Source organism: Amycolatopsis sp. NPDC023774 (assembly GCF_040639695.1).
Lineage (GTDB): Bacteria > Actinomycetota > Actinomycetes > Mycobacteriales > Pseudonocardiaceae > Amycolatopsis.
Genome location: NZ_JBFAAJ010000025.1, coordinates 80,324 through 104,563 on the forward strand (window position 1 = coordinate 80,324; position 24,240 = coordinate 104,563).

A 24,240-nucleotide genomic window follows, 5' to 3' on the forward strand; every position below is an offset into this window, starting at 1 on the left:
TTAAGGACACTCTGGCGACAGGTCAATTTAACAACGTTAAGGAGTGGTTATGAACGAGCTGCACGCCGATGTCGTCGTCGCCGGGGCCGGCCCGACGGGCCTGATGCTGGCGGCCGAGCTGCGCCCGGCCGGCGTCGACGCGGTGGTGGTCGAGCGGCTGTCCGAGCGCACCGGCCTGTCGAAGGCACTGAACCTGCAGCCGCGCAGGGCGGAGGTGCTGGACCTGCGCGGACTGCTGCCGAGGGCGGAGGAACGCGCGTTCGCCACCGTCCAGGAGGGACACTTCGCGGCGGTCCCGATCAGCTACGCGGGGTGGGACACGCGGCACCCGTACCAGCTGGGCATCCCGCAGGCGCAGGTCGAGGAGCTGCTGGAAGAGCGGTTCGCGGAGCTCGGCGGCAAGGTGCTGCGCGGGCACGAGCTGGTGGGGCTGTCGCAGGACGCGGCGGGCGTCCGCGTGGTCACGCCGGAGCTCGTCTTGAGCTGCCGTTACCTGGTGGGCTGCGACGGCGGCCGCAGCACCGTGCGCAAGCTGCTGGACGTGCCGTTCGAAGGCGAAAACGGCACCGGCTACGGCGTGGTCGCCGACGTCGTCGTCGACCACGTCCCCGACCGCGCGGCCGGCACGTGGACGTCGATGCGCGGAATGGTCCAGTCCGACGGCGCCACGGGCTTCTGCGGCCTCATCCCGCTCGCCGAGCCGCTCCTGTACCGCCTGACCTTCGGCGACCGCGCCCGGCGCCCCGCGACGTTCGGCTCACCAGTCACAGAGGCCGAGGTGCACGCGGCCTTTGCGGCCAACTACGGTCCGGCGTCGATCAAGGAAATCCGCCGGCTGTCCCGCTTCTCCGACGCGTCCCGCCTGGCGGCGCGGTACCGCGTCGGCCGCGTCCTCCTCGCCGGCGACGCCGCCCACATCCACTTCCCCGCCGGCGGGCAGGGCCTCAACCTGGGTGTGCAGGACGCAGCCAACCTGGGCTGGAAGCTCGCCGCGGCTCTCAACGGCTTCGACGACGTGCTCGACACGTATGAGCCGAACGGCGCGCCGTCGGGGCCGCCGTGCTCGAGAACGTCGCGGCCCAGAACGGCCTCATCCCGCAAAGCCGCTCCAGCCGCGCCCTGCGCGCGCTCTTCACCACCCTCGCCGAGCTGCCCGAGGTGTCCCACCACCTGTCCGGCCTGGTCTCCGGGCTCGCCGTCCGCTATCCCGCACCCCCGCACGCCCATCCCCTCACCGGCGCGCGCCTCGCCGACTTCCGCCTCCCCGGCGGCGCCTGGGCCAGCACCCTCTTCCACCCCGGCCACCACGTCCTGCTCACCACGCCGGGGGCAGATCTGTCGGGCCTGCCCGCGGTTCCGGGCCCACTGTCCACAACGGACCTCCCAGCGCTGCCGTTCGCCCCCCGCCGCCTTGGTCCGCCCGGACGGTCACTTCGCCTGGCTGCCCGTCACCTGATCGCGATGGGGAGCGTTCGCAGGCCGCGCAACGTCACCGTCTCCGCCCACTCCGGCTCTGCGGCCAGGCGCAGCTCCGGCGCCCGGCGCGCGAGCTCCCGCAACACCGTCCGCGCCTGCAGCCTCGCCAGCGGAGCGCCCAGGCAGAAGTGGATCCCGCGCCCGAAGGCCAGGTGGCGCCGCGGCGCGCGGGTGATGTCGAACCGGTCCGGCTCCTCGCACACCCGCGGATCCCGGTTCGCGGCGCCCACCAACACGAGCACCGTGGTTCCCGCCGACAGCTCGACGCCGCCCAGGGTCGTGTCGGTCAGGACTGTCCTCATCGTCAGCTGGATCGGCGAGTCGTACCGCAGAACCTCCTCGACGGCCCCCTCGGCCAACGCCGCGTCGCGGGCCTGGTCGCGAGCCAGAGCCGCGTACTGATCCGGATTCCGCAGCAACGCCAACACCCCGTTGCCGATCAGGTTCGTCGTCGTCTCGTGCCCGGCCACGAGCAACAGCGTCAACGTGACCAGCAACTCCCCCTCGCTGAGCCGGTCCCCCTCGTCCGACACCGCCACGAGCGCCGACACCAGGTCGTCCCTCGGAGCGCTTCGCCGCTCAGCCGCCAGCTCCCTGAAGTACGCCACGAACTCCCGCCGCGCCCGCGCCGCCGCCTCCGCAACCCCGGGCCCCAGCAAGAACCCGGGCTCCGCCGCCCGCGCCATCGCCCCCGACCACGCCCCGAACCGCTCCCGATCCTCGACCGGCACCCCCAGCAGCTCCGCGATCACCGTCACCGGCAACGGCATCGCCAGCTGCCCCATCAAGTCGCCTTCGCCGGCCTCCACCACCCGCCCGACGAACTCCCCCACCAACTCCTCCACGCGCGGCACCAGCCCCTCCACCGTCCGCGCCGTGAACGCCTTCCCCACCAACCCCCGCAGCCGCGTGTGATCCGGCGGATTCAAGAACGCGAACGCCCTCACCACCCGCCCCTGTCCATCCACCGGCAGATCCGCGTCCCCACCCCCGATCACCTCCGGCTCCGGGTGCCCGTACTCCACCCCCGTCACCACGCGCTCGGCCTCCCCGAACCCGAGCACCGCCACGGCCGCGTCCCCCACCCGCACCACGGGCGCCCTCTCCCGCCATTCCCCATACGCCCCATACGGATCCGCCCTCCGCCCCGCCTCGAACAGCTCCCCCAACGCCAACCCCACACCTTCACCCATTCCCGCACCCTATTCCGCCCCACGACAACGGCCCCGCTCTCGCAAGCGAGGGCCGTCTCGACCCGAGCCGCGCGCGAAGCGGGAAACCCTGTCTCGCGGCAAAAGGCCGCGGCATAGGAAGAGCCGGCGGGTTGGATGGGCGGATTCCAGCAGCCGCCGGCCGGGGAGTGACCCAGCCGGTGAGGCGGCGACTCGGGGCACACCGGGCGGACGGCCCTCACTCAAGCGAGCCCCAACCCCGCAGCAACCGCCACGGCGCCGAGAAGGCGCAGCCCCACACACCCACCGCCAGCTCACCGCCCGAGGCGACTCACCGAGAGATCCGAGCTGGCGCAACCCGTCTCACCAATGGCCACCTCACCACCCCGGCCGCCGCTCCCCTCCAACGCGAGTCAGCACTTTCCCTTACCACCTGCACACCGCCACCCGAGGCAAACCTCACCCGGACCCCACGGCGGCACATCCACAGCAGGCGGGCCCCGAACCTCCACCTCACCCGCACCGAGGGTCCAGGGCTTCGCGGCCCTCCCTGGCGGGGCCCCGGGGTTCCGACCCCCAGGGCAAACACGAAAGAGCCCCGCTCACGCAATCCGCAAGCACAGACCTCCACCTCACCACCCAAGGCAACCTCACCGGGGGGTCCAGGGGCACGACCCCCCCCCCGGGGCAAACACGAAAGAGCCTCGCTCACCCAATCCGCAAGCACAGACCTCCACCTCACCACCCAAGGCAACCTCACCGGGGGGTCCAGAGGGGCGAAGCCCTCCCTGGCGGGGGCCCCGGGGCCCCGGGCCCCCGGGGGACAAACACGAAAGAGGCCCGTGCTTGCGCATTCCGCAAGCACGGGCCTCCTACCTCTGTAGCGGGGACAGGATTTGAACCTGCGACCTCTGGGTTATGAGCCCAGCGAGCTACCGAACTGCTCCACCCCGCGTCGTGACACCTACCTTACGCCTGGGTTTCAGCCAGGTGCAAAGCAGGTGCCACTACCGTGCGCGAGGTCACCCGCCGGGTTGCTGCGGGGCGCCGCTGCCGGATGGCGGGGTGGGGTTTTTGGCGTTCTCGTAGGCCTTCGCCGCGGCGTCGAGGGCCTGGAGCGCGGCGCCTTGGTCTGCGAAGTTGCCCGACTGCTGCGCGGCCTTCAGCTTCGCCAGCGCCGACTGGATGTCGGTCACCGCCTTGTCGAGTGCCGGGTTGGAGCCGCCCGAGTTGGCCGGCGGGGTGGTCGGCGTGGTCGGCGATGTGGGTGCCGACGGTGATGTCGGCGGGGTCGACGAAGACGGTGGTGCCCCTTCGACCGGAGTGGTCGCCGCGGCGCCGGTGCCCTTGCCGAACACCTGGTCCAGTGCCTCGTTCAACGTCGGCGCGTAGCCGACCTTCGAGCCGAACGACACCAGTACGCGTGCCAGCTGCGGGTAACTCAGCTGGTTGCGCTGTCTGATGTACACCGGCTCGACGTAGAGGAACCCGTCGGCGACCGGCAACGTGATCATGTTGCCGTAAATGGGAATCACGTTGGGGTTGTTGAGCAGTGTCCGGTCCGAAGCGACCTGTGGGTCACTTTGGAACTTGTTCTGCACCTGCACCGGCCCGTCGACTTGGTTCGCGCCGGTGACCGTGGGTAGTCGGAGTACGCGAATGGTGCCGTAGTCCCGGGGGTCGGATGACACCGACATCCACGACGCGAGGTACTGCCGTTGCAGACCGGTGAGCCCGCTCGTCAGCTGGAACGTCGGCGTGCCTTCACCCGCTGCGTCGGCGAGCACGTAATAACCGGGTTGGTTGGCGACGTTCGCCGCCGCCGTGGTCGCGCTGCCGTCTTCCGTCGGGTCCTGCGGGACGCTCCAGAACGACTGCTGCGCGTAGAACTGCTGCGGGTTGTCCACGTGGTACCGGGCGAGCAGCTCACGCTGGACCTTGAAGAGATCTTCGGGGTAGCGGAAGTGCGCGCGCAGGTCCGGCGGGATCTCGGCGCTCGGCTTCACGAGGCCCGGGAACACCTTCTCCCACGCGTTGAGCACGGGTTCCTTGTCGTCGATCGAGTACAGGGTGACCGTGCCGTCGAACGCGTCGACGGTCGCCTTCACCGAGTTGCGGATGTAGTTGATCGAGTTGTTGGCCTGGCGCGTGACGCCGTTGAGCGAGTCGTTGGTGGCATCGCCGAGCTGCGTCTGCTGGGAGTACGGGTAGTTGTTGAGCGTGGTGTACCCGTCGACGATCCACACGATCTTGCCGTTGACGACCGCCGGGTACGGGTCGCCGTCGAGCGTCAGCCACGGCGCGACCTTGCTGACCCGGTCGCGCGGGGTGCGGTTGTACATGATCTTCGAGCCGTCGCCGATGGCGTCGGAGAAGAGGATGTTGCGCTCGCCGTAATTGGCCGCGAAGGCGAGCCTGTTGAACCAGTTGTCGAGCGGAACGCCGCCCGTGCCGTTGTAGTAGTAGTTCTTCTGGTCCGGGGAGTCGGACTCGCCCGGGGCCTTGCCGGGGGTGCCGCCGACGATCGCGTAGTCGTTCTGGTCGGCCAGCTCGCCGTAGTAGATGCGCGGCTGGTCGACCTTGATGCCGGGCTTGCCGCCGGCCGAGCCGGCGCCGGTGGGGTTCTTCGTGTCGCTGGTGCCGATGAGCGGGTAACCGGCGCTGCTCGTGTCGGACACGTCCGTGACGGCGCGGTTGATCGTGTTCGCCGGCGCGGCGACGAAGCCGTTGCCGTGGGTGTACACGAGGTGCTTGGTGATCCAGTTGGTCTGGTTGCCCGTGAGCCCGTCGGTCTTGATCTCCTTGGCGGCCACGATGTAGTCCTGCGTGGAGCCGTTGACGGTGTAGCGGTCGATGTCGAGCTTCGCCGGGAAGCCGTAGTAGTTCTGACCGCCGGCGAGCTGGGTGTAGGTGTCGGAAAGCACGTTCGGGTCGAGCAGCCGAATGTTGGACACGGTGCCCGCGTCGGCTTTCACCTGGTCCTGGCTCGCCTGGTTGCTGCCCTTGTAGTCCTCGTATTGCACGTTCTGCAGCCCGAACGCCGCGCGCGTCGCGTCCATGTTGCGCTGGATCGACGTGGCTTCCTTGTCGTTCGCGTTCGGCTTCACCGAGAACTGGTCGAGGATCGCGGGCCACGCGACGCCCACCAGAACGCCCGACAGGATCAGCAGCACGAGCGCGATCGCCGGCAGCTGCAGGTTGCGCAGGAACGCTCCGGCGAAGAACGCGATCGCACAGATCACCGAGATGCACAGCAGGATCAGCTTCGCCGGTAGCACCGCGTTGAGGTCGGTGTAGGTGGCGCCGTTGAACAGCGGCATGTCGCGATCGGACAGAAGCAGGTTGTACCGGTCGAAGAAGTACTCGACCGCCTTTAGCAGCACGAAGATGCCGACGGTGATGGCGAGCTGCGCACGCGTCGGGCCGGCCAGCTGGCCGCCGCGGCCGGCAAGGCGGATGCCGCCGAAGATGTAGTGGGCGATCAGCGCGCCGAAGAACGAGACCACGACCGTGACGAACAGCCAGCCGAGCAGCCAGTTCACGAACGGCAGGGTGAACGCGTAAAAGCCGATGTCGAGCCCGAACTGCGGGTCTTTCTGGCCGAACGACGTGCCGTTGAGGAACAGCTGGATCGTCTGCCAGTCGCCCATCGCGGACGCGCCGGAGATGAGCCCGGTGATCAGCGGGATGCCGATGCCGAACAGCCGGATGCGGCTCACGATCATCGAGCGGTAGCGCGAGAGCGGGTCGTCGCTGCCCGAGACGGGCACGAACACCGGACGCGTGCGGTAGGCGATGGTGAGGCTGAGCGCGAGCGAGCCGCCCACGAGCAATCCGACGGCCACGAAGAGGACTATCCGCGTGAGGATTTCCGTGGTGAACACCGAGCGCGCGTGCACCTCGCCGAACCACAGCCAGTCGACGTAGGTGTCCAGCAGCCTGACACCCAGCAGCAGCGCCAGCACGATCACCGCGGCGATGATGAGGAGGATCCGGCTGCGGCGGGACAGCTTCAGGCTCACGGGGGGCCGAGTCGCCACGGCAACGCTCCTGTCTTCGTGAACACGTTCGCGGGGACGGCGGCGTCCCCTGACGGTCTAACTCTACGGATGGGTGCCCGAGTTCCCGGGACCGCCCGAATCGGACGTCGCACGACGGCGCAGGGACCGGCCTGCGACGATGTCGCCATGCAGCCGAGTGAGCCGCCCGCCGCCAACCCCGTCGCCGGCCTGGCCCGGGAAGTCGAAGAGTTCGTCGCGTCCGCGGGCTGGGACCAGCCTCCGCAGCTGTTCGCGCTGGTGCCCACCGCGGCCCTGCTCGACGAGCAGCCCGAGCTGGCCGGCCAGCTCGACCGCGCGAACCCGCTGACCCCCGTGGCGCAAGAAGCGTTGCCAGAAGGTGACCTCGCCGAGTCGCTCGGCCGGATCGCCTGGCCCGAGATCGTGGTGGGCTGCGCGCTCGCGCAGGAGATCATCGTGCTGCCGCCCGACGTCGAGGCGGAGCTCGAAGGCGTCGCGGAGGCCGACGCCGAGCGCCTGCGCCGCGCGGCCGCCGACCACCCGCGCCGCACGGAGGCGCGGCTCGTGGCGGCGGTGCTGCGCGAGGGTGACGTGGCCTGTGTGATGCGGCTGCGCGGGACGCGGCCCGACGACGCTTCGGCCGACGCGGACGCCGTCGACGAGATCGTGGAGAGCCCCGACCTCGCGCCGAACCTGCTCGAGGCGTTGAAGACGACCTTCCTGCCCTGAGCTTTCCTGCCCTGAGCCCCGTCGAGCCGGAGGCCGCCTCGTGGGGGCCTCCGGTTCAGGACTGGTACGGGCACTTCTGCTTCCTCAGCAGTGGGCCGTGGGCCGGCCGGCCTTGAGGTTCCGGAGCTGGGTGAGCGCATCGTCCAGAGTGGACACCTTGATCAGGTTCAGCCCGTCCGGCACGGCCGACTTCGCCTCGGCGCAGTTGTGCGCCGGCACGAGGAAGTCGGTCGCCCCGGCCTCGCGCGCGCCGACGACCTTGAACGAGATGCCGCCGATCGGGCCGACCTCTCCCGTCTCGGTCATCTCGCCGGTGCCCGCGATGTGCCGGCCGCCGGCCAGGTTGTTGTCCGGCTTTCCGGGCGGGGCGAGGCGGTCGATGATCGCCAGCGTGAACATCAGGCCGGCCGAGGGGCCGCCGACGTCCTGTAGCGAGATGTTGACGTTGAACGGCGCGAGCGCGTGGTCGACGGCCGTGAGGCCCATGAAGCCCTGCGTGCGGTCGTCGCGCTTGGCAAGGGTGATCGGCACGGTGCGTTCGGGCTGGCCGTCGGCCTGGAAGGTGATCTGCACCGTCTGGCCGGGCTTGGTGTTGGTGAGGGCCTTGGCGACGTCGGCGGCTTCGGTGACCTTCGTGCCGTTGACGGTGACGAGCTTGTCGCCGGGCGCGAGCACGTGGTCGGCGGGGCTGCCAGATACGATCTCCTTGGCGAGGACCTCCACGGGGTAGCCGAGGTGGCGCAGGGCGGCGACTTGGGCGTTGCTCTGGGAGTCCTGCAGCTGCTGGATGTTCTCCTGCTTGACCTGCTCGTTGGTCTCGCCGGGGCGGTAGTACTCCTCGCGCGGCGCGAGCGCGTAGCGGCCACTGGCCCAGAGGCCGAGCGCGGTGAAGAGGTTAATCCCGTCGTTGAGCGACACGGTGGTCATGCGCAGCTCGCCGTTGGCCTGGTACGTCTCGTGGCCCTTGACCTGGACGACCTCGTTGCCCGCGGCGTCGCGACCGAGCGTGTCGTACGTCGGGCCCGGACTGATGGCCACGTACGGCACCTGGACCAGGAAACCGGCTACGACGAACACCAGGAACAGCGCGCCGCTGACCAGCAGGGTCCAGCCGCGGCGGGTCAAGCGGCGCTCATCGCGCGCCGGTTCCCTCGACGGCTCGGTCCGGCTGCTCGCGGTCGCGGTCTCCTCGTCGGGTTTGGTCACGAGCGACAGCGTACGGTGACCGTGTTCGCTTCCCGGTGAAGGCCATGGTTGACGCGCTGGGAGAGACCCTACCCGCGTACGGTGGACGTATGAGCAAACCCCCGTTCGGTTTCGGACCGCCCGATCCCGACAGACGAGGCGACAACGACCCCTCGGAGCAGCCGTCAGGCGCGGAGGCGTTCAACCAGCTCGGGCAGATGCTGAGCCAGCTGGGCCAGATGCTCAGCCAGGCGGGCTCGTCGAGCGGGCCGGTGAACTACGACCTGGCGAAACAGATCGCGCTTCAGAACCTGAGCGGCAGCGACGACGGCAAGATCGGCTTCGCGTCGGGGACTGGAGACTCGTCCACGGCCGTGCGCGACGCCGCGCACCTGGCGGAGCTGTGGCTCGACGCGGCGACGATCCTGCCTGCCGGCGCAAACACCACCGTCGCGTGGTCCGCGCGCACGTGGGTGGAGAAGACGTTGCCCACGTGGCAGCGGCTCTGCGACCCGGTCGCGCAACAGGTGTCCGGCGCGTGGATGCAGGCGCTGCCCGAGGAGGCCAAGCAGGCCGCCGGGCCGCTGCTGTCCATGATGGGGCAGATGGGCGGGATGGCCTTCGGCTCGCAGCTCGGCAACGCGCTCGCGCAGCTGGCCCAGGAGGTGCTGACGTCCACGGAGGTCGGCCTGCCGCTGGGCCCGGCCAACACGTCGGCGCTGCTGCCCGCGAACATCGAGAAGTTCACCGAGGGGCTCGAGGTCCCCAGCAGCGAAGTGCTCGTGTTCCTCGCCGCGCGCGAAGCCGCGCACCAGCGCCTGTTCGCCCACGTCCCGTGGCTGCGGCAGCGGCTGCTGGCGACCGTGGAGGAGTTCGCGCGCGGGATCACCGTCGACACGTCCGCGCTGGAGTCGCTGGCGGGCCAGATCGACCCGTCGAACCCGGCGAGCATCGAAGAGGCCATGTCGTCCGGGCTGTTGGAGCCGAAGACCACGCCCGAGCAGGAGTCGGCGCTGAAGCGGCTCGAAACCCTGCTCGCCCTGGTCGAGGGCTGGGTGGACGTCGTGGTCGCCGAGGCCATCGGCGACCGCCTGCCCGGCGCCGGCGCGCTGCGCGAGACGCTCCGCCGCCGCCGCGCGACGGGCGGCCCCGCCGAGCAGACCTTCGCGACCCTCGTGGGCCTCGAACTGCGCCCCCGCCGCATGCGCGCGGCGTCGTCCCTGTGGAAACTCGTGGGCGACCGCCACGGCATCGACAAGCGCGACGGCCTCTGGTCCCACCCGGACCTCATGCCGACCGCCGAGGACCTCGACGAGCCCCTGGATTTCGCCGACCGCCTCAGCGACACCCCGGTCCTGGGCGACGACTTCGATCCGATCGCGGAGCTCGAAAAGACGGAGAAGCGCGAGGCGGCTGAGTCTGGCTCCGCTTCGGCGTCTTCGGCGTCTTCGTCGGATTCAGATTCGGAGTCGGGCTCGGGTTCGGACGCCAAGCCGGACTCTGACTCGAGCCAGGACAAGGGCGACCACCCGACCTCCTGATCCCATTCGGTCCAGGCCCGGTCCTCCGCCGCCTTCGCGACGGAGGACCGGTTGCTTTCCGGACTCTGAACAACTCGGCGTGCCGGCCTTTCAACGCGAGACGGCCGCGGCCACCGAGCGGGCCTTCTCGCACGGCCCCGCCAGGTGGCGGACTGTGCCCCGAACGGGGACGAATCCATTCGGCCGGGTCGATCAAGACCTCCGCAGCGGGCGGGCTGGGCCCCCCGGTGCAGGCCGGCCCCCGCCGTGCCACCGATCCAATCTCGCGACTGCACGACGAAACACCATCTGCCCGCGAAACACGCCCAACGGGCGAGCCGGGCCCCCCCGTGCAGGCCGGCCCCTGCCATGCCATCGGCCCCAATCTCGCGACCACCCGACGAGACACCAGCCGCCCGCGAAACACCCCCAACGCGCGGGCTGCGCTCAACCTGCAGGCCGGTCCCAGCCGTGCCACCGGTCTGACCTCTCGACTGCACGACGAGATACCGGCTGCCCGAGAAGCACTTCCAACGGGCGAGCCGGGCCCCCCGTGCAGGCCGGCCCCTGCCATGCCATCGGCCCCAATCTCGCGACCACACGGCGAGACACCAGCTGCCCGAGAAGCACCCCAACGGGCGAGCCGGGCCCCCGTGCAGGCCGGCCCCGTCGTGGCGCCGCCCCAATCTCACGACCACCCGACGAGACACCAGCCGCCCGCGAAGCACCGCGAACCAACCCCTGGCCGCCACTACAGCCCCTTGCTCAGGCGCCGGTGCCGTGGCTCCTGCTCAATCCGAGCCATTCGCACGACAGCGGGTCGGCCTTGGTCCCCAGTTGCTCGCCGGCGAGCCCGAGTTGAACACATCGGCAGTGTTGTCCGCTGCCGATGTGGCCCGGGTCCATTCGGCCTGCTCGACCAACACCGCCCGCAGACGGCCGACCTGCGTACCGGCCCAGCCTTGCCGCGAACACTCGACCGCCTCAGCTCGCTCTGGAGCGCCAGCCTCACCGACTGCGCGCCCATTCACGGGCCGCAGCCCCTGAACCCGGGACAACCCGCCCTCAACCCTCGCAAGGGGCCGGCTCCGCTCAGTCGTCCTCGTCCGAAATCCCCCACCCGGCCGCCGCCGACAACCCCTCCAAGTACCCGATCGCCCGTTCCGTCTTCGGGTACCGGTTGACCAGCGCCCAGAACGCCGCGTCGTGCCCGGGTTCGCGCAGGTGGGCCAGCTCGTGGACCAGCACGTAGTCCAGGACCCAGGGCGGCACGCGCCGCAGGCGGTCGCTGACGCGGATGGTCGCGTCGACGGGCGTGCAAGAGGCCCAGCGGGTGCGCATGGGCGGCACCCAGCGCACGCTCGCGGGAATCGCCCGCGGATCCACGTACTTCGCCGCCAGTACGGCGCAGCGTGCCAGCAGCGCGTCGTCCGAGGACTTCGGCGATGCTGCTTTTCGCGGTTCGGTGCGCTGCAGCTTGCGCTCCATCTCCGCGACCCAGTGCCTCTCTTCCGCGCGGGTCATCCGTGCCGGGATGAGCACCACCAGGGTGTCGTCTTTCCAGTACGCGGTGACCGTCCGGTGCCGGCGCGCACTGCGCCGCACCTCGACCTTGTGTTCAGGAGTGTCCGACGGGGGGTTCGTTCCGCCCCGGCCCCGCAGTGAGGGCATCCGTGCTTCGACCACCCGACAACGGTAAGGCCACCGACCGACAACTTGGGAGCGTCGAAAGGTCACAGCCCCGAGTTGTCCACAACTCGCCCTGCCTGTGGATAACTCGCCCTTCGCAGCCGGTCCGTCGGCGACGAAGTATCAAGCTGATCATCATGACGCTGTCCACCGTTCCCCCGCCGAACGTTCTCCTCCCGGCCTACCCGACGCTGCTCCAGGGCCTCCACGTGCTCGAACGCGGCAACGACGAAGTCCAGATCGGCCTCGACCCGCGCCACGGCGTGGTGGCCACCGGGCTGGCGCCGAGCGTCGTCGCGCTCGTGCGCCGGCTCGACGGCAGCCGCCGCCTCGACGCGGTGCTCGCCGAGAGCGAACACCGCGACCAGCTGCGGCTTCTGCTCAAACAGCTCACCGCGCTGGGCCTCGTCACGGAAGCGCCGAGCCCCGCGTCCAGGCGGGTCGAGACCGGCTTCTGGTCCCTGCGCGCCCGCCATCACCAGACCGCGCTCACCGAGCGAAGACACCAGAGCCTGGTAGCTGTCCGGGGCGACGGCCGGATCGCCGTGGCCGTCGCCGTGCTGCTGGCCAACGCCGGGGTGGGGCACATCGACATCCGCTCCGGCGGCGTCGTCACCGAGGCCGACCTCGGCTCGGGCTTCACCACCGCCGAGCTGGGCCTTTCGCGCCGCAAAGCCACCCAGAACGTGCTGGCCCGCGTCGCGCCCGAGGTCAGCACTGCCCGCAACCTGCAGCGCGCGCCCGACGTCGTGGTGCTCACCGACGCCGTCGTGCCCGCCCCCGAGCTGGTGGCGGAGCTGGTCGACGACGGCGTCACCCACCTGCCGGCCCGTGTCCGCGACGGCACGATCCTCGTCGGCCCGCTCGTCGTACCGGGGCGAAGCACCTGGTTGCGCTGCTGCGACCTCAGCAAGACCGACCTCGACGACTCGTGGCCGCGTGTCGCGACCCAGCTCGTGGACGTCGACCAGCGGCCCGATCTCGGGTCCGTCCAGGCGTGTGCCTCGCTGGCCGTCGCGCAGGCCCTGCGCGTGCTGTCGCCGAGCGCCGAGCCACCGCCGACGTGGAACAGCACGCTGGAGCTCGATCCGTTCGAAGGCCATTCGCGTCATCGCTACTGGGAACCGCACCCGGACTGCGATTGCGGAGCGCCCGAAGCACCACCGGAGACGTAGCCCACACCCCCTGGCAGGCTGCGGCCACCAAGGTCACCAAGGCAGAATCGGAGGGTGACCGACTCCGCAGACCGCGAATCCGCAATGCCGCGCCGAGGCGCGGCGCGCACCGCGAAACTCGCCAGCATTCCCCTCGGGATAGCCGGCCGAGCCGTCGGTGGATGGGGCAAGCGCCTCGCGGGCCAGAGCGCGGAACAGGTGAACGCGACGCTGTCGGCGAAGGCGGCGGAGCAGCTGTTCGAGGTGCTGGGCACGCTCAAGGGCGGCGCGATGAAGTTCGGCCAGGCCCTGAGCGTCTTCGAAGCCGCGGTGCCGGACGACATGGCCAAGCCGTACCGCGAAGCGCTGACCAAGCTGCAGTCCGCCGCGCCGCCGATGTCGGCGCAGCAGACGCGCCGGGTGCTGGCGCAGCAGCTCGGCCGTTCGTGGGAGGGCCGGTTCAAGCACTTCGACGACGTCCCGGCGGCGTCGGCCAGCATCGGCCAGGTCCACCGCGCGACCTGGCACGACGGGCGCGAGGTCGCCGTGAAGGTCCAGTACCCGGGGGCCGACGAGGCGCTGCGCACCGACCTACGGCAGCTGCAGCGGTTCAGCAGGCTGTTCCAGGCGTTCGTACCCGGCACCGACGTGAAGCCGCTGATGGCGGAACTCGCCGACCGCATGGACGAGGAGCTCGACTACCTCAACGAGGCCGACAACCAGCGCGCGTTCGTGAAGGCGTTCGAGGGCGACCCCGCGTTCCTGATCCCGCGCGTGGTGGCGAGCGCGCCGAAGGTCGTGGTGACCGAGTGGGTCACGGGCACACCGCTGTCCAAGGTCATCGCGGGCGGCGACCAGGAGACGCGCAACCTCGCCGGCCGGCTGCTGATGGAGTTCCACTACTCGTCGCCGGCCCGGGCGCACCTGCTGCACTCCGACCCGCACCCCGGCAACTTCATGGTCACCGACGACGGCCGCCTGTGCGTGCTCGACTTCGGCGGCGTCGCGAAGCTGCCCAACGGCATCCCGCGCCACCTCGGCGAGATGACGCGCCTGGCCCTCGACGGCGAGTCCGACGACCTCATGCGGCTCCTGCGCGAGAACGGCTTCGTCCGCACCGACTCCGACCTCGCCGCCGACGAGGTGCTGGCGTACCTCGCGCCGTTCACGGAACCGCTGGCCACTCCGACGTTCCACTTCACGCGCCGCTGGATGCAGCGCCAAGCCGGCCGCGTCGGTGACACCCGCGGCAGCGACTTCCGCGTCGGCCGGTCGCTGAACCTGCCGCCGGAGTACCTGATGATCCACCGCGTCACGGCGGGTTCCACGGGCATCCTGTGCCAACTCGACGCGGAGGTCCCGGCGCGCGGCATCGTGGAGCGCTGGCAGCCCGGTTTCGCCCGCTGAGTTGTCCACAGGCCCCGCGGTGCCAGAGGCCTGTTTCACGGAGTTATCCACAGATCCGGGAAGCCGGTTCCACTCGGATGGCCGAGCGGTCATCCTCGAACCATGACGACTACCGCAAGCATCCTTGACGTGGCTCACCGTGACTCCACGTCGGCCGGCGTGATCGACCTCAAGAAGCTGCGCAACGCCGGGATCTCGGCCCGAAGAGCCGCCAGGCTGGCGCGTCCGGGCGGGCCGTGGCGCCGCGTGTACCCGGGCGTGTTCGTGATCCAGGACAAACCGCCGTCCCGATTACAGCTGCTGCACGCCGCAATCGCACGCTACGGCCCCGGCGCCGTCATCACGGGCACCGACGCGCTGCGTGCGCACGGCGTCACCCACCCGCTCACGAACGAGATCCACCTGCTCCTGCCACACTACCGCCGCCCAGGTTCCGAACCCGGCGTCCTCACCTACCGCACCGCCCGCATGCCCGAGCCCGTGATCATCGACGGCCTCCCCTACGCCGGTGCCCCGCGCGCCGCCCTGGACCTGGCGCGCCGGGAGAGCGACCCGAAGGCCGTCGAACGCCTGACGACGCTCCCGCTGTTCTGGGGCTTGTGCGACCGCACCGAACTGCTGGCCGAGCTCGACGCCGGCAACCAACGCGGCTCCTCGGCGGTTCGAGCCGTGCTGCGCTCCCTCGACGACCGCGAAACCTTCACGCAGATCTGCGACCTGCGCGGCCGCCGCATCGGCATCGCCGACGCCTGGTGGGACCAGGTCGGCCTGGCCTGGCGCTACCGCACCGCCGCCGGCCCCACCGATTTCAGCCACCTGGCCCTGACCGCCACCGGCACCGTCCTCGTGCGCTGCACGCCCCGCCAGCTCAACGACACCCCGGCCGACGTCACCCACGAACTGGTCCGCGCCTACACCCAGGCCGCCCGCACTCCCCGCCCGAAAGTCCGCGCCGTGCACCGCCGGGAGACAGCGGCATGACGCCAGGGTGAGCCCCACGGCGGCCGGCTGGCCGCGCGGGCATTGCCGGAGGCTCGCACGGAGCGAGGGCCGTACCGAGCCTCCCCTCAAAGCACGGGTAGGCCGACACCGCGAGCGCGCTGGCGGAGCCGGACTGCCCATCGCCGGCCATCCTGGAAGGACCGGACGGAGACGTCAGTGCAAAGGCCTGGGACGGGCTCCCGGGCCGCTGGGCGAGCGCGGGCCGAACGGCTGCCCACGGCGGGAAAGCCGCGAAGCCGCCCCCTCGGCGGCGTGGCTTGGGACAGCAATGCAAGCCCACCAGCCAGGCCGCAGACAAGCGCGGACCGAACGACCGGTGCCCACGACAACGAAGCCGACTCCACCCGCGACCTGGGGTTGACAGCAATGCAAGCCCACCAGCCAGGCCGCAGACAAGCGCGGACTGAACGACCGGTGCCCAGCGTCCACCCGCGACGTGAGTTGGGACATCGTTGCAAGCCCACGGACAAGCGCGTGCCGAACGGCTGGTACTCACGGCGACGAAGCCGCCTCCGCACGCGATGCCGGGGCGGGGTGAAGCATTTGGCCTCGCTCGGTCGCTAAGCGAAGTGAGGGGCGAGCCGGCGACTCGCGCCGCATGAACACGTGCGGCGATGAGGCGCCCTGCCACGAGCCGCCCGGAAGGTCCGGGCGGACAAAGCGCGCACGGCTGGCCCGGTCTGCGGCGCCGGGACAACGAGCGAAAGGACGGTGAGAGTCGCGCGAGGGGTCACCAGTACTCGTCAGGCAGTTTGGCTTCGATGTCGCGGACGTGGTCGCGGGCGCAGGTTGCGCAGATCCACTGGGCGCGGCCGTTGTCCTTGGTGGAGACCCAGGACAGGGCGGCGAGCGGGTCGGGTTCGGCGCAGCGGGCGCGGCCGCAGCGGGAGCAGGTGGGGTCCGGGGCGGTCACGGGCGTCGTCCATAGTGGACGGTCTTCGCGCCGGTGAGGTGGAGGTCGCGGCGGGCGGCGAGGTAGTGGGGGCCGTGCGGGTCGAGGAGGGAGGCGAGGGTTTCGCGGTCGTCCGGGGTGAGGTACTCGCCGCCGAACTCGAGGATGCGGGCGACGCGGTGGACGACGTAGTCCGCGAGCACCGCCGGGCCCGGGGCGGGGTGGTGCACGAGCGCGCCGAAGGAGTCGACTTCGGTGAGTCCGGCGCGCTCCAGCGCGACGGACCAGCCGTAGGGCATCGCGACGGCGCCCTCGATGCCCTCGCGCATGCCGACGAACCACTCGGCCTGCGCGGCGAGTAGCCGGTCCTCGAGCCCGGGCCTGCCGACGCCCAAATCCCAAGGCAGGCAACGGAAATCGAGCCCACCCTCCGCGAGCGCGACCAACCCGCCCGCCTTCGCGACCGCCGCGACCGTCCCCACGGCCGCCTGCTGGTCCGGCAAGTGGTGCACCACGCGCGACGCCCACACCAAATCCGCCGCCGGCAACGCCCCCGGCAGCGCGGAATCCGCGAGGTCACCGCGCACTGCTCGCACCTCGACGGCACCGGAGGTCGCATTGGTCGAACCACCGTCCGCGCGGCCGCCCGACGCCGGTCGGCTTCCGGCCGAACCAGTGTCCGCAAGGTCGCCGAGCTTGGCCTGCGCATCGGCCGCACCGGGAGCATTCGAGGCGGTGTCGGCGGCTGCGCGAACCGACTTCTCGGCTTCGGCGAGCAGCTCCGGCGTCGCGTCGACGAGCGCGAGGGTGCCCCCGCCGCGGGTGGCCAGGGCGCGGGCGAAGTGGGTGCTCATGCCGCCCGCGCCGCAGCCGAGGTCGACGATCGTCGGGGCGGGGGGCAGGGCGGCGACCAGCCGCCTGGCGATGGCCGAAAGGGCGTCGGTGTCGAGGGTGTCGGCCGTGCGGAGCTGAGTCAGCCGGTCGGCCCAGTCGATGTGGTCGTGCGTATGAGCGGACACGACCTCATTCAACACCCGAAGCCCCACCGTCACCGAGCCGGCAAACCGGCGGCGGCCGTCGAACGGAAATGCCGGAGGGACAGCGCCAAGTGGTCGGCGGGTGACCTGCGGCCAATGGCGCCAACGCTGCGCAGGTCGAACGGTCGAGGCGACAAACTCCGCCGCCGGAGCCGGGCCCCGGCGGGAATCCGCGCAACGACCGCAGCCACAGTGACAGCCGCCGGGCACTGGGACGACAGACCGCGCCGCGCCTCCAGCCCGACCACCGAAAAGAACAGCGTCCCCAGACCGCTGTTGACCCGGTCGCGCACCGGCGGCGCGGCGCTCAGCGGGCCGATTCGCACGCTCAGCACCCGGTTCCACACGGCGTCGTACGCGCCCGGCGCTAGGTTCGCCCAGCCCAGAGCCACCACGATCATCGGTGTCGGAAAACCGGAAATGACCGGAGGGCCGGCCACCATACGGGTGACCGGCCCTCCACACGGACAACGGAACGCGGACTTCGAAAGCCCAAGATCTCAGAGACTCCGAAGTAACCCCAAGGACCGAACGCCTTGAGTCCTCGGAGACTCCGGAGAAATCTCACGGACCGCAGCGGCGCGAGGTCAGAGCCTCGGAGGGCTGCCAACTCGAAAGACGTCAAGCCCCGGAGCCTCGAAGATCTCCTAGCCTCAACACTTCAGAGTCTCAAAGATCCCGAAGACCCTCAGTCCTCGAGCCGCCTCGAGCGGTCCGCCGCCCAGCGGGCGAGGCGGGACCACCGGCGGGCGGCTCGGGCGCGACGCCAGGGGCGGAGCGCTTGGGTTTCTTGGTGGAAGGCCCGTATTCGGGCCCGGGACAGTTCTTCGTGAAGCAACATTTCGCTGGTCTCCTGGGTATCAAGCTTTTTGGGCAGCGGGTGCGCGCGGTCGGGTTCGCGGGTGCGCGCTTCGTAGTCGCGGATGGTGATGAGTTCGACGGTCATGCGGCGGCGCTCCGGGCGGCGGCGGCGGGCTCGAGGGCGGCGTTCTTGCGCGGGCGGCCACGGGGCCGCTTGCGCGCGATGACGGCACCGCGCTCGAAGATCTCGCCACCCCAGACACCCCACGGCTCGCGCCGGGCCAGAGCACCCGCGAGGCAGGCCTCGCGGACGGGGCAGTCGGCGCACAAGACCTTGGCGCGCTCGAGCTCGGCGGGAGACTCGGCGAACCAGAGGTCGGCGTCGCGGGAACGGCAGGGCAGGTCGAACTCGGGGTCGGCGACCCCGTCGAGCAGGTCGCCGATACCGAGGTCGAACCCCTCGGCGAAGGCGATGGCGGACGACATTTCCGTGCTCCTTCTTGTCGTTTCGGTGGTTTTGGGACTGTCGATCGAACTGGACAACTTGTTCCTCATGGGGTTGTGCAGCCAAAAAAACACGAAGGCCGCGGATCCGGTTACCGGTTCCGCGGCCTTCGTGAGCCTCGTGTCCTGACTAGGTCAGGAACTTCGCTCCCGTATCGACAACGGAACACGGAACTGCTTGATGGTCGGCAGATCGACGTCAACCTGCGGGTACGCGCCAACGAGGGCGGCGTCGGCCAGGGTGACCTCAACCGCGGTCCACGTGCGCTCGTCAATCCGACGGAATCCGCCGAAGTGGGCGCTCGTGGACACACCGGTACCCTGGCGCGAAGCGGGGGTGAGACCGCAGCCGGACAGACCGGCGCCAGGGTTCGAGAGCATCATGTTGCTGATCATTTCACCGGCACCACCTTTCACTGTCCGAACGTTCGCCACCCGAGGCGGCGTGCGTCACATGGATCCCCAGACCGGGGGCTTCCCACCCGGGTAGGAGCAGATTATTGCCCCTCGCACACCGGGGCAACTTATTTTCCCGAAAACTCTCCGAAGCTACGAAGATCGCCTCCGAGCAGCGGGTTCGCCGCACCGATCAGGGTGCGGACGCGGTCAAGACCGCATCGAGGAGCGAACCACGTTGAGGACCTCTTCGCCGAAGCGCTCGAGCTTCGTCGCGCCGATGCCGGAGATCGATACGAGTGCTCCGTCGTCGGTCGGTCGCTGTTCGGCGATGGCCATGAGTGTCGCATCGGTGAACACCACGAACGCCGGCACCTTCAGCTCCCGCGAACGCTCGCCTCGCCACGTCTTCAGCTTTTCCAGCAGCCCTTCATCCACTGTGGACGGGCACTTCGCGCACCGCCCCAGTTTCACCTCGATCGTCTGCAGCAGCGGCCCGCCGCACAACCGGCAGCGCGCCACCTTCGAGCCCGGCGCCGAGGACGTCTGCTGCGACCGCGCGACGCGGGCAGCCGGGTGGTCCTCCGGGATCAGCCCGTAGAGGAACCGGCTGCGACGGCGATTGCGGCGGCCACCCGGCGTGCGGGACAGCGACCACGAGAGTGACAGGTGTTCCCGCGCCCGGGTGACGCCGACGTAGAACAGCCGCCGTTCTTCCTCGATCGCGGCTTCGTCGTCGCCCGCGTGGAGGATCGGCATCGTGCCCTCGGACAGGCCGACGAGGAACACCGCGTCCCACTCCAGGCCCTTCGCCGCGTGCAGCGACGCCAGCGTGACGCCCTCGACCGTCGGCGGATGCTGCGCCGCCGCGCGCTGCTCCAGCTCCGCGACGAACCGCGGCAGGTCGGCGTCGGCGACGCTCGCCGCCAGCTCCTCGGCCAGCTCCACCAGCGCGAGCAGCGCGTCCCACCGCTCCTTCGCCGCACCGCCGGCCGGCGGCTGCTCGGTGAGCCCCACCCGCGCGAGCACCGACCGCACCGCCGTCACCAGGTCGAGCGACGTCGGGTCACTCGACGCGACGCGCAGCGCCGACATCGCCTGCCGCACCTCGGCGCGCGCGAAGAACCGCTCGCCGCCGCGCACGAGGTACGGGATGCCGGCCTCGGACAGCGCCTGCTCATAGGCCTCCGACTGCGCGTTCACGCGGAACAGCACGGCGATCTCGCTCGCCGACACTCCCCCGTCGAGCAGTTCGCGCGCGCGCCGCGCGACCGCCGCCGCTTCGGCCGACTCGTCCTCGTACTCGGCGAAGCGCGGCTCGGGCCCCGGCGGCCGCTGGCCGACGAGCTTCAGCCGTGACCCCGCCGGACGCCCACGCGCCGCGCCGATCACCCGGTTCGCGAGCCCGACGACCTCGGGCGTCGACCGGTAGTCGCGCTCGAGCCGTACGACGGTTGCCTCGGGGAAGCGCCGCGTGAACTCCAGCAGCGGCCGCGGCGAGGCGCCGCCGAAGGAGTAGATGGTCTGGTTGGCGTCGCCGACGACGGTGAGGTCGTCGCGCCCGCCGAGCCACGCGTCGAGCAGGCGCTGCTGCAGCGGCGTGACGTCCTGGTACTCGTCGACCACGAAGCAGCGGTAGCGGTCGCGGAACTCGACGGCGACGGCCTCGTGTTCTTCGAGCACGGCGGTGGTGTGCAGGAGGAGGTCGTCGAAGTCGAGGACCTGCGCCGAGTTCTTGATCTCCTCGTACAACCGGTAGACCTGCGCGACCTGCGCCACCGGGGCCGGGGTGTCGCGCTGCGTGCGCGCGGCGACGGCCGGGTAGTCGTCGGGCGACACGAGTGAGGCCTTGCTCCACTCGATCTCGCTCGCTAGGTCGCGCAGCACCTCCGTCTCCGTGCTCAACCGCGCGCGCTGGGCCGCCTGCGCCACGAGCCGGAACTTGTTGTCGACGAGGTCCCACGGCCGGTCGCCGACCACGCGCGGCCAGAAGTACCGCAGCTGCCGGCGCGCGGCGGCGTGGAAGGTGAGCGCTTGCGCGGCGTCGACGCCGAGACCGCGCAGCCGCGTGCGCATCTCGCCCGCCGCGCGCGTGGTGAAGGTGACGGCGAGTACTTGCCCGGCGGAGACGTGACCTGCGCCGACCAGGTGCGCGATGCGGTGCGTGATCGTGCGCGTCTTGCCCGTGCCGGCGCCGGCGAGAACGCAGACGGGCCCGCGCGGCGCGGAGGCGGCGGCTCGTTGCTCGGGGTCCAGCCCGTCGAGCAGGCCCTGGCGACTCTTCGGAGACGATGCGCTTGCCACCCCTCGATCCTCGCAGAGGGGGCCGAGGGATTCGTGGCAGGGCACGCGGCCGTATCCTGGTCAGATGGCGGGAAAGCAGGACAAGGAAGCGGCCAAGCTGGCCAAGCAGGAGAAGCGCGCGGCCGGCAAGGCGCGGCGCGGGCAGCTCTTCGAGGCGTTCAAGATGCAACGCCGCGAAGACCCGATGCTGATTCCTTGGATGGCCGGCTCGATCGTGGTCGTCGCGGGCGTCCTGTTCGGTGTCGGGTTCATCTTCAACGTGCAGTGGGCGCTGTTGCCGCTGGGCATCGTGCTGGGCGTGCTGCTCGCGGTGATCATCTTCGGGCGCCGCGTGCAGAAGACCGTGTACTCGAAGGCCGACGGCCAGCCCGGCGCCGGCGCGTGGGCGCTGGAGAACATGCGCGGCAGCTGGCGCGTGACGCCGACCGTCGCCGCGACCACGCAGCTCGACGCCGTACACCGCGTGCTCGGCGCGCCCGGCGTGATCCTCGTGGCCGAGGGCGCGCCGCACCGTGTGAAGGCGCTGCTCTCGCAGGAGAAGAAGCGCGTGTCTCGCCTGATCGGCGACACCCCGATCTACGACTACACCATCGGCAACGGCGAGAACGAGATCCCGCTCAAGAAGCTGCAGAGCACGCTGATGAAGCTGCCGCGCAACCTCAAGCCGCCGCAGGTCGACGCGCTGGAGGCGAAGCTCGCGGCGCTCGGCAACCGCGGCGCGGCCATGCCGAAGGGCCCGATGCCCGCCGGCGCGAAGATGCGCAACGTGCAGCGGACGATCCGCCGTCGCTGACTTTGCCTGGTCCACGGAAAAGGCCTCCCGACTCGTCGCCGAGTGGGAGGCCTTTTCCGTGGGTCTGCGGTCAGCGCATCCGGATCACGACGGTGCCGGTCACGCGGTCGAGCCAGCTGCGGCCGTCGGTGTTGCGGATGAGGGCGGGCAAGATCACGACGGTCAGCACCATCCGCACCACCGCGCGCCACGGGCCGACCATCGTCGCGCCGTCGAGGCGCGCGACGCGGATGCCGACGGCGCCCATGCCCGGGGTGAAGCCGAAGAACATCGCCGGGACGGTCGTGATGACGGCCCAGACGACGCCGGCCCACCAGTTGAACGTCTGCATCGCGGCGACGTCCTGCAGGTCGTAGCGCACGAACAGCGTGGTGATCAGGCCCGCGAGCACCAGGTCGACGACCAGTGCCAGCAGGCGCGGACCGAAGCCGGCGACGGAGCCGACGCCGGATTCGGGCAGACCGAACGTTTCACCGGGCCATTTCGACGCGGTTCGGTTTTCCGAGCCCGGTCCGCTGCCGGTCCCGGGGAGCCATTCGCCCGTCCATCTCGCCACCCGTCCAGGGTATGCCGGTGGCGCACACCACATCTGCCCTGGTCGGATGGCGCGTGTCACGCCACCCGTTAACGTGTGTGAAACATACGGGTGACGGTCGGGCAACACCGCACTCTTAGCGTGAGCCGAAGAGAGTACTGCCGAGCGAGCTCGATCGAAGAAGGAGTCACCGAGGGTGCCCACTACTCCAGACGACATCCAGCGCCTGATCGCCGACGAGAAGGTGGAGTCCATCGACGTCAGGTTCTGCGACCTGCCGGGCGTGATGCAGCACTTCACGGTGCCCGCGAAGGCCTTCGACCTCGAAGCCTACGAAGAAGGCCTGGCCTTCGACGGCTCGTCCGTCCGCGGCTTCCAGTCGATCCACGAGTCCGACATGCTGCTGCTGCCGGACCCCGAGACCGCGCGCATCGACCCGTTCCGCAAGGCGAAGACGCTCTCGCTGAACTTCTTCGTGCACGACCCGTTCACGCGTGAGGCCTACAGCCGCGACCCGCGCAACATCGCGCGCAAGGCCGAACAGTACATCGCCGAGTACGGCGTGGCCGACAACGTGTACTTCGGCCCGGAGGCGGAGTTCTACATCTTCGACTCCGTGCGGTTCGACTCGGCCGAGCACGCGTCGTTCCACGAGATCGACTCGGTCGAGGGCTGGTGGAACACCGGCGCTGACGAGGTCGGCGGCAACCAGGGCTACAAGACGAAGTTCAAGGGCGGTTACTTCCCCGTCCCGCCGGTCGACCACTTCGCCGACCTGCGCGACGACATCGTCCGCCAGCTGCAGGGCTCCGGCTTCGAGATCGAGCGCGCGCACCACGAGGTGGGCACCGCCGGCCAGACGGAGATCAACTACAAGTTCAACACGCTGCTGCACGCTGCCGACGACCTGCAGTTGTTCAAGTACATCGTGAAGAACACCGTGTTCGCCGCCGGCAAGACCGCGACGTTCATGCCGAAGCCGCTCGCCGGCGACAACGGCTCGGGCATGCACTGCCACCAGTCGCTGTGGAAGGACGGCCAGCCGCTGTTCCACGACGAGTCCGGTTACGCGGGCCTGTCCGACACGGCGCGCCACTACATCGGCGGCCTGCTCAAGCACGCGCCGAGCCTGCTGGCCTTCACGAACCCGACCGTGAACTCGTACCACCGCCTCGTGCCGGGCTTCGAGGCACCGGTCTCACTGGTGTACTCGCAGCGAAACCGTTCGGCGTGTGTCCGCATCCCCATCACGGGCAACAACCCGAAGGCCAAGCGCGCCGAATTCCGCTGCCCGGACTCGTCGGGCAACCCGTACCTGGCCTTCTCCGCGATGATGATGGCCGGCCTCGACGGCATCAAGAACAAGATCGAGCCGCCGGAGCCCATCGACAAGGACCTCTACGAGCTCCCGCCCGAGGAGGCCAAGAACGTCAAGCTCGTCCCCGGCGACCTCGGCACGGTCCTCGACACCCTGGAAGCCGACCATGACTTCCTGCTCGAGGGCGGCGTCTTCACGTCCGACGTGATCGACACCTGGATCTCCTACAAGCGCGAAAACGAAATCGACCCGCTGCGGCTGCGTCCGCACCCGTACGAGTTCGCGCTCTACTACGACGTGTGATCGG

At 70.2% G+C, this 24,240-nt stretch carries 20 protein-coding genes and 1 tRNA gene; 8 read left to right on the forward strand and 13 right to left on the reverse strand.

Annotation, left to right across the window (positions count from 1 at the left end; genetic code table 11):
* Nucleotides 1–49 precede the first annotated feature (49 nt).
* Nucleotides 50–1,456: an FAD-dependent monooxygenase gene (locus tag AB0F91_RS35640; RefSeq protein WP_360604857.1), complete on the forward strand. Its 1,407-nt coding sequence runs from the start codon at nt 50–52 to the stop codon at nt 1,454–1,456.
* On the opposite strand, the gene AB0F91_RS35645 is transcribed toward AB0F91_RS35640, so the two are convergent.
* From AB0F91_RS35645 to AB0F91_RS35655, 3 genes are all read right to left on the reverse strand, one after another.
* Nucleotides 1,449–2,669, reverse strand: coding sequence for a cytochrome P450 (locus AB0F91_RS35645; protein WP_360604859.1), 1,221 nt, complete (start codon nt 2,667–2,669; stop codon nt 1,449–1,451). The two genes, AB0F91_RS35640 and AB0F91_RS35645, sit on opposite strands and share 8 nt — an antisense overlap.
* A gap of 860 nt (nt 2,670–3,529) precedes the next feature.
* Nucleotides 3,530–3,603: transfer RNA gene (locus tag AB0F91_RS35650), tRNA-Met, on the reverse strand.
* A gap of 67 nt (nt 3,604–3,670) precedes the next feature.
* Nucleotides 3,671–6,670, reverse strand: a complete 3,000-nt coding sequence (locus AB0F91_RS35655; protein WP_360604921.1) for a UPF0182 family protein — start codon at nt 6,668–6,670, stop codon at nt 3,671–3,673.
* A gap of 165 nt (nt 6,671–6,835) precedes the next feature.
* Between AB0F91_RS35655 and AB0F91_RS35660 the strand changes: the two genes are divergently transcribed.
* Complete coding sequence (locus AB0F91_RS35660; RefSeq protein ID WP_360604861.1) at nt 6,836–7,396, forward strand: PPA1309 family protein; 561 nt, start codon at nt 6,836–6,838, stop codon at nt 7,394–7,396.
* An 84-nt stretch (nt 7,397–7,480) separates the two neighbouring features.
* Here AB0F91_RS35660 and AB0F91_RS35665 read toward each other — a convergent pair whose 3' ends face one another.
* A complete protein-coding gene (locus AB0F91_RS35665; protein WP_360604863.1) occupies nt 7,481–8,602 on the reverse strand; it encodes a PDZ domain-containing protein in 1,122 nt (373 codons plus the stop codon).
* Nucleotides 8,603–8,691: 89 nt separating this feature from the next.
* Between AB0F91_RS35665 and AB0F91_RS35670 the strand changes: the two genes are divergently transcribed.
* Nucleotides 8,692–10,122: a zinc-dependent metalloprotease gene (locus tag AB0F91_RS35670; protein ID WP_360604865.1), complete on the forward strand. Its 1,431-nt coding sequence runs from the start codon at nt 8,692–8,694 to the stop codon at nt 10,120–10,122.
* Nucleotides 10,123–11,193: 1,071 nt separating this feature from the next.
* On the opposite strand, the gene AB0F91_RS35675 is transcribed toward AB0F91_RS35670, so the two are convergent.
* The gene (locus tag AB0F91_RS35675; protein WP_360604867.1) at nt 11,194–11,706 is read right to left on the reverse strand and encodes a M48 family metallopeptidase; all 513 of its coding nucleotides are present in this window, start codon (nt 11,704–11,706) and stop codon (nt 11,194–11,196) included.
* Nucleotides 11,707–11,927: 221 nt separating this feature from the next.
* Here AB0F91_RS35675 and AB0F91_RS35680 point away from each other — a divergent pair, with 221 nt between their 5' ends.
* From AB0F91_RS35680 to AB0F91_RS35690, 3 genes are all read left to right on the forward strand, one after another.
* Nucleotides 11,928–12,965: a hypothetical protein gene (locus tag AB0F91_RS35680; RefSeq protein ID WP_360604869.1), complete on the forward strand. Its 1,038-nt coding sequence runs from the start codon at nt 11,928–11,930 to the stop codon at nt 12,963–12,965.
* 54 nt (nt 12,966–13,019) lie between these two features.
* Nucleotides 13,020–14,351: an AarF/ABC1/UbiB kinase family protein gene (locus tag AB0F91_RS35685; protein WP_360604871.1), complete on the forward strand. Its 1,332-nt coding sequence runs from the start codon at nt 13,020–13,022 to the stop codon at nt 14,349–14,351.
* A gap of 102 nt (nt 14,352–14,453) precedes the next feature.
* Entirely contained in the window at nt 14,454–15,332 is an 879-nt protein-coding gene (locus AB0F91_RS35690; RefSeq protein WP_360604873.1) for a hypothetical protein, read from the forward strand.
* A 751-nt stretch (nt 15,333–16,083) separates the two neighbouring features.
* Here AB0F91_RS35690 and AB0F91_RS35695 read toward each other — a convergent pair.
* The 7 genes from AB0F91_RS35695 to AB0F91_RS35725 all read right to left on the reverse strand — a co-directional run bounded on the left by AB0F91_RS35695 (nt 16,084) and on the right by AB0F91_RS35725 (nt 21,287).
* Nucleotides 16,084–16,266, reverse strand: coding sequence for a hypothetical protein (locus AB0F91_RS35695; RefSeq protein WP_360604875.1), 183 nt, complete (start codon nt 16,264–16,266; stop codon nt 16,084–16,086).
* A complete protein-coding gene (locus tag AB0F91_RS35700) occupies nt 16,263–17,264 on the reverse strand; it encodes a class I SAM-dependent methyltransferase (RefSeq protein ID WP_360604877.1) in 1,002 nt (333 codons plus the stop codon). The genes AB0F91_RS35695 and AB0F91_RS35700 overlap by 4 nt, the downstream gene beginning before the upstream one ends.
* A 29-nt stretch (nt 17,265–17,293) precedes the next feature.
* Nucleotides 17,294–17,683, reverse strand: coding sequence for a Na+/H+ antiporter NhaA (locus AB0F91_RS35705; protein WP_360604879.1), 390 nt, complete (start codon nt 17,681–17,683; stop codon nt 17,294–17,296).
* Nucleotides 17,684–17,970: 287 nt separating this feature from the next.
* Complete coding sequence (locus AB0F91_RS35710; protein ID WP_360604881.1) at nt 17,971–18,228, reverse strand: hypothetical protein; 258 nt, start codon at nt 18,226–18,228, stop codon at nt 17,971–17,973.
* Nucleotides 18,225–18,569 carry a WhiB family transcriptional regulator gene (locus tag AB0F91_RS35715; RefSeq protein ID WP_360604883.1) on the reverse strand — a complete coding sequence of 115 codons (345 nt, stop codon included), beginning with the start codon at nt 18,567–18,569 and terminating at the stop codon, nt 18,225–18,227. Before AB0F91_RS35715 ends, AB0F91_RS35710 begins: the two co-directional genes overlap by 4 nt.
* 153 nt (nt 18,570–18,722) lie before the next feature.
* Nucleotides 18,723–19,004: a hypothetical protein gene (locus AB0F91_RS35720; protein WP_360604885.1), complete on the reverse strand. Its 282-nt coding sequence runs from the start codon at nt 19,002–19,004 to the stop codon at nt 18,723–18,725.
* Between the two features lie 189 nt (nt 19,005–19,193).
* Nucleotides 19,194–21,287, reverse strand: coding sequence for an ATP-dependent DNA helicase UvrD2 (locus AB0F91_RS35725; RefSeq protein ID WP_360604887.1), 2,094 nt, complete (start codon nt 21,285–21,287; stop codon nt 19,194–19,196).
* 64 nt (nt 21,288–21,351) lie between these two features.
* Between AB0F91_RS35725 and AB0F91_RS35730 the strand changes: the two genes are divergently transcribed.
* Nucleotides 21,352–22,080 carry a DUF4191 domain-containing protein gene (locus AB0F91_RS35730; RefSeq protein ID WP_360604889.1) on the forward strand — a complete coding sequence of 243 codons (729 nt, stop codon included), beginning with the start codon at nt 21,352–21,354 and terminating at the stop codon, nt 22,078–22,080.
* Between the two features lie 70 nt (nt 22,081–22,150).
* Here the strand turns inward: AB0F91_RS35730 and AB0F91_RS35735 are convergent, their stop codons facing one another.
* Nucleotides 22,151–22,636, reverse strand: a complete 486-nt coding sequence (locus AB0F91_RS35735; RefSeq protein ID WP_360604891.1) for an RDD family protein — start codon at nt 22,634–22,636, stop codon at nt 22,151–22,153.
* Between the two features lie 175 nt (nt 22,637–22,811).
* Here AB0F91_RS35735 and glnA point away from each other — a divergent pair, with 175 nt between their 5' ends.
* Nucleotides 22,812–24,236 (forward strand): type I glutamate--ammonia ligase, encoded by a 1,425-nt coding sequence (gene glnA, locus AB0F91_RS35740; protein ID WP_360604893.1) that lies wholly within the window; start codon nt 22,812–22,814, stop codon nt 24,234–24,236.
* Nucleotides 24,237–24,240 lie beyond the last annotated feature (4 nt).

What these genes read in the sequence shown, in the direction of transcription:
- AB0F91_RS35670 (WP_360604865.1), top strand. Translation starts at nt 8,692, where the DNA reads ATGAGCAAACCCCCGTTCGGTTTCGGACCGCCCGATCCCGACAGACGA.
- AB0F91_RS35640 (WP_360604857.1), top strand. Translation starts at nt 50, where the DNA reads ATGAACGAGCTGCACGCCGATGTCGTCGTCGCCGGGGCCGGCCCGACG.
- AB0F91_RS35660 (WP_360604861.1), top strand. Translation starts at nt 6,836, where the DNA reads ATGCAGCCGAGTGAGCCGCCCGCCGCCAACCCCGTCGCCGGCCTGGCC.
- AB0F91_RS35690 (WP_360604873.1), top strand. Translation starts at nt 14,454, where the DNA reads ATGACGACTACCGCAAGCATCCTTGACGTGGCTCACCGTGACTCCACG.
- AB0F91_RS35710 (WP_360604881.1), bottom strand. Translation starts at nt 18,228, where the DNA reads ATGACCGTCGAACTCATCACCATCCGCGACTACGAAGCGCGCACCCGC.
- AB0F91_RS35645 (WP_360604859.1), bottom strand. Translation starts at nt 2,669, where the DNA reads ATGGGTGAAGGTGTGGGGTTGGCGTTGGGGGAGCTGTTCGAGGCGGGG.
- AB0F91_RS35715 (WP_360604883.1), bottom strand. Translation starts at nt 18,569, where the DNA reads ATGTCGTCCGCCATCGCCTTCGCCGAGGGGTTCGACCTCGGTATCGGC.
- AB0F91_RS35680 (WP_360604869.1), top strand. Translation starts at nt 11,928, where the DNA reads ATGACGCTGTCCACCGTTCCCCCGCCGAACGTTCTCCTCCCGGCCTAC.
- AB0F91_RS35705 (WP_360604879.1), bottom strand. Translation starts at nt 17,683, where the DNA reads ATGATCGTGGTGGCTCTGGGCTGGGCGAACCTAGCGCCGGGCGCGTAC.
- AB0F91_RS35730 (WP_360604889.1), top strand. Translation starts at nt 21,352, where the DNA reads ATGGCGGGAAAGCAGGACAAGGAAGCGGCCAAGCTGGCCAAGCAGGAG.